Here is a 4407-nt window from a genome sequence, read left to right as displayed (position 1 = left end):
ACCGTGGTGCGGCCGTCGGTCGGAGAGAACGCCGCGGCTAGCAGCCCGTCGGGCTCGATCAACGGCGACACCCTCTGCGCCTCCACGACGTCGATCATCCGGTTCGGCATGCCGAGCGAGTTCAGCGGCGTCACATCGGCCGTGGATGTCACCACCTCGGCCTCGTTGTCGAGCAGGAACAGGTACCGATCTCGTGATGGTCGATGGCCTGGTCGGAGTCGTCCGCGATCGTCCGGTACGTCTCACGCAGGCCGCCGACACCTCCGGCTGTCAGGATGCCACGCAGGTGCCGCTGATCCAGAAGGCCCACGTCGACAACATCGGTGTCTACTGGGTTCGGAGATCCACGCCGAATGGTCCGCAAGAACGGGTCAGTGGCGCGTTCCACGGTCGAGAGGTTGATGTGGGCCGAGGGACTGAGTGGGATCAGGACAAGAATTCCGGCAGGACCACGTGAGCGCTGCTGGCGTGCGGTTCATCGGTGTCACTTCAGGACCATCGGTACGAGGTGGATGATCTCGAAGGCCTCGTAGAACGCTCCGAGAACGAACAGTGGCAACGCCAGGACGGAGAGACCTCCGAGCTGCCGGAGCCCGATCCGGTACGCCTCGCTCCTGCTCGCCGACCCGACGGTCGTCGGACTGATCCACGCTCGGCCGAGCAGGTATGCCCCGAGCATCACCAAGATGTAGGCCTGGAACTCGATCAGCAACGTCAGCGAGTGCGGGATCATGATCCGCGCCAGAGTGTCGCTGGTCGGAGCGAGCGTGACGCCGAAGTTGAAGGCCCGATACGCGAAGATCCCGAGGCCGACGAACGGCACGATCAACGACGGCAAGGCGATCTGCATCAACGCGGTGGGCAGGACGTTGACGACCAGGATCGTCAATCCGAATGCCGCGACGCTTCCACCGACCTTTGCCACCAGAGATGCGGTCCAGTCCGAGTCGAAGGCGAAGGGGTCGAGGTCCATCGTCTGCAAGGAGGGAGACACGAGCGCTGCTCCGATTCCGAACAGGAACACTCCATACACCAGCGCATTGATCAGGAGGAATGGTCGCAGGTTGGCTCTCACGAGGTGCAGGTGGCGGGTGAACAGGTGCACGGAGATCACTCCATTCGATAGTCGAGGTCAAGAATAGAACCGATTCGGTCTATATAGAACCGAGTTGGTCCATAACCTACCAGATTGGTTCAGAATGCTAAGGTGTGCTCATGCCTCGTCAGTCGAAAGAAGAGATAGACGCTGAGATCGTGGACAGCGCTTCGGCCCTCTTCGCCCAGCACGGGTACCGCCACACCTCGCTGCAGCAGGTTGCCGACGCCACGGGCTACTCGAAAGCCGGGCTTCTCCATCGCTTCTCCAGCAAGGAAGCCATCTACGACGCCGCCGTGCGATCGGCACTGGTCAGGACCACTGCCCTCGCTGCAGATACGGCCGGAATTGCGCAGGGTGCAGAACGGGACCGGGTCCTTGTCGACGCACTCCTTGACGCGTCCGTCGACTGGCCGGGAACGGCAGCATTCCTGCAGTCGGTCGTCACCAGTGACCCCCAGGGAGCATCCGACGAGCTGTCACAGGCCGGCGCTGCTCTCGTCGGCGCATTCGGACTCGACGCGAACAACGTCTCCGATGAGGCCCTCGTGCGACTCATCATCGCAACGGCGGGGTTGCAGGCGTCAGCGTCGGCGGCGGCTCGGCTGGGTCGCACCGAGGCGTGGCGCCCCCACATCGTCGCGACTGCCATGGAGGCACTCGGTCACTCCGGCGCACCACAAGCAGCGGTGCGCGCTTCGGCACGCTCGACGTGACGTGCTGACCGATGACATCGTCGGCCACAGGCAGCTGGGGACGTCAATGGCGGCCTCGATGTCGATACTGCCCGGCCGCGAGCTCGAGATGACCGACCAGGGCCCGATGCCTATGTCGACGAAGCCGCCGGCAGGAGGTCGGTTGTGCCGGCTCCGTTGAGCACGACGGCATCATCGAATTTGGTGCTCGCACTTGGTCCGCGGACAGGCGCTTCTATGACAGCTCAGCGGGTCCGAGCCATGAGTACGCTTGGGACTCCATCGAGCACTTCGAGCGACATCACTCGCGCCGAGACTCCGCCATCAGCTCGTCGCGCTCTTCGATCCATGCCATTCCCGTGCTCCTCTCACCCTCATGAGGTGTCATCGGTGCAACGTCCAAGGCCTACATGTGCCCCCATGGCGACACGTGCAACGTGGCCCCAACTGTGTCTTCACAGTTCAGAGCCACGATCGCTGGAAACGAAACAAGGCCCCCACACCGGCGAGAGTGTGAGGGCCTTGCAGTGTCCGAGGGGGGGGGACTTGAACCAGACGGATTTACGCTCAGAATGGCCGATCTCGGCGTGCTGAGCGTGAAAACTGGTTCCGTTGCGTCCCGTTACTCACGGTTGCACCCTGCGATGTGCCCCCTGGGGGTGCACCGATCTTCACTTGTCTTCAATCACCATATGGGAGTCGTCGGGCCTTGGACATCTCAGTCCGCAACCCTTGTCGAACGGTTGTCCGCAGGGGCCACTGATTCATCATCAGCTTCAGGTACCGCTCCAACGATCTTGTCTTCGGATGAATTCTCACCGAGGTGGACTAGCAAGGGCGCGACAGTCGGGATCAATTCGTCTCCCAGTCGATCGCGAGGGCCGCGTCCACGAATTGCGGGCTTAAGGACGCTTTCCATTCCACGAGGTCGCGCGACAGCGTCAGCCACGTCAGTTCTCGATTGATCTGGTCGTACTGGTGGATGATGAAGTTGCGGTTGGCGATCGCGAGCGCCCACTCGACTCCGACGGGAGCCAAGACACCTAGCTTGGATAGCCGATTGGCCGCCTCTCCGAGCTTCATCATTAGCGAATCACCAGCCTCCTGCAGAAGGCTGTCAGCGAGGTAGGAGGCCTTGCCGCGCTCGACGATCACATCAACCCTGGTCAGCCACGTCTGAATGTGCAGGAGCTCCTTAGCTGCCTTTCGTTCCATCACAGCAGCACCGCCTCTCGACGAACGTCGTCATCCAGCCCCGGCGTCAGTCCGCCGTACTCGACCATGTCGACGCCTCGGCCCAGCACCTGTTCCACAGCCTGCTTGAACTGCACAAAGCCGAACGACGAGGTGCCGGCCGGCGCCTCCACCACCAGATCGATGTCCGAGTCCTGTCGGGCGTCCCCGCGACCAACCGACCCGAACACGCCCAACCTCGAGAACCCGAACTCCCCCGCCAACGCCTTCAACACCGGCCCCGCGGCCTCGAGCAGCATCTCCGGATGTACCCCGTCGAACTCAGGCGCGTGCTTGAGCTGCTGGCTGACTGCCGGTTGAGTGATACCTATCGCCTCGGCAATCTCCCGCTGACTCAGCCCGTGCGCGCCCATGGCGCGCAGCGCCAGGACACGCCGCAGACGAGCCACATCCTCGTCACGCCGCGCCGCGCGGTACTCCAATGCCAAGGTCATAAGCAAACCTTATCAATTGTTGTAGCTTCAACGCCAGGGTGCACTGCGGTCTCCGGCGCCGCGAAGGCGCCGGCCGCCGGCGGTAGATACCCCGCGCCAGCCGAACTCAACCGAGTAGTTGCCAAGTCCCGCGCGTGATGCGCCACAACCACTCGCGCACTCGATTTCCGGTCCCCCTCGGATCCACGCTCAACGCAACTGACAACTTCTCGAATCTCAGGCATTTTGTGCCCCCTGAGGGGGCACAGATCTGAGTCATTTCAGACAAACCAAAAACGGAACCCCTGCAATTGCAGGGGTTCCGTTCACTTGATTCTGTGTCCGAGGGGGGACTTGAACCAGACGGATTCACGCTCAGAACGGCGGGGTTCCGCGCGCTGAGCGTGAAATTGGGTTCCGTTGCACCCCGTTACTCACTGTTGCACCCTGCGATGTGCCCCCCTGGGGGTGCACCGATCTTTACTTATCTTCAAGCACTATATGGGAGTGGCCGGACCCTGGGTCCCCAAGTCCGCATCGCTTGTGAATCGGCCGTGTCCACGCCCACTGATTCTCGATCACCTTCACAGGCGAACCAGCAGGGCGACCGCGTGACCGCTCAAGAGGTCAACGAAATCTTGGGCGGACCCTCTGGTCAACTTCGTGCAGTTCATTGTGGCCGAAACTTGTGCCGCCGGAAAACCGGACCAACACAGCGCCGGCCAGGCATTAACCGGTCCCCGTCGGTTCCGGCTGACAAGATGGGCAGACTGCATCCCGCGACACGAGAGACCTAACGACATGCCTGCCGATGTCAGCGACTACGTTCTTCGATGGCCCCGCACGCTCTTCCGAGAGCGCACGACCGAGTTAGCCAACACTGTCGATTCTGACAGCGATTGGCACGTGCATGTTAGGACCTTTCTCCGAGACGCCTTCACGACCAGCG

The 4407-nt window shown here is 62.2% G+C and carries 4 protein-coding genes; 1 reads left to right on the top strand and 3 read right to left on the bottom strand.

Features of this window, described 5'->3' with window-relative positions; genetic code table 11:
• Window positions 1-484: 484 nt before the first annotated feature.
• Window positions 485-1105: a stage II sporulation protein M gene (locus ACHAA3_RS16735; RefSeq protein ID WP_435710232.1), complete on the bottom strand. Its 621-nt coding sequence runs from the start codon at window positions 1103-1105 to the stop codon at window positions 485-487.
• Window positions 1106-1215: 110 nt separating this feature from the next.
• Here ACHAA3_RS16735 and ACHAA3_RS16730 point away from each other — a divergent pair, with 110 nt between their 5' ends.
• Window positions 1216-1812: a TetR/AcrR family transcriptional regulator gene (locus tag ACHAA3_RS16730; protein WP_435710231.1), complete on the top strand. Its 597-nt coding sequence runs from the start codon at window positions 1216-1218 to the stop codon at window positions 1810-1812.
• An 831-nt stretch (window positions 1813-2643) separates the two neighbouring features.
• Here the strand turns inward: ACHAA3_RS16730 and ACHAA3_RS16725 are convergent.
• Together ACHAA3_RS16725 and ACHAA3_RS16720 are read right to left on the bottom strand one after the other, a co-directional pair.
• Window positions 2644-3006, bottom strand: a complete 363-nt coding sequence (locus ACHAA3_RS16725; RefSeq protein WP_435710230.1) for a HepT-like ribonuclease domain-containing protein — start codon at window positions 3004-3006, stop codon at window positions 2644-2646.
• Complete coding sequence (locus ACHAA3_RS16720; protein ID WP_435710229.1) at window positions 3006-3479, bottom strand: nucleotidyltransferase domain-containing protein; 474 nt, start codon at window positions 3477-3479, stop codon at window positions 3006-3008. The genes ACHAA3_RS16725 and ACHAA3_RS16720 overlap by 1 nt, the downstream gene beginning before the upstream one ends.
• Window positions 3480-4407 lie beyond the last annotated feature (928 nt).

Source organism: Aeromicrobium sp. CF3.5 (assembly GCF_051262695.1).
In the GTDB taxonomy this organism is placed as follows: Bacteria; Actinomycetota; Actinomycetes; order Propionibacteriales; family Nocardioidaceae; genus Aeromicrobium.
This window is presented reverse-complemented; position numbering and strand designations above follow the sequence as displayed.

Bases quoted from the DNA above. Each gene is read 5' to 3' on its own strand.
- ACHAA3_RS16730 (WP_435710231.1), top strand. From the start codon at position 1,216: ATGCCTCGTCAGTCGAAAGAAGAGATAGACGCTGAGATCGTGGACAGC.
- ACHAA3_RS16725 (WP_435710230.1), bottom strand. From the start codon at position 3,006: ATGGAACGAAAGGCAGCTAAGGAGCTCCTGCACATTCAGACGTGGCTG.
- ACHAA3_RS16720 (WP_435710229.1), bottom strand. From the start codon at position 3,479: ATGACCTTGGCATTGGAGTACCGCGCGGCGCGGCGTGACGAGGATGTG.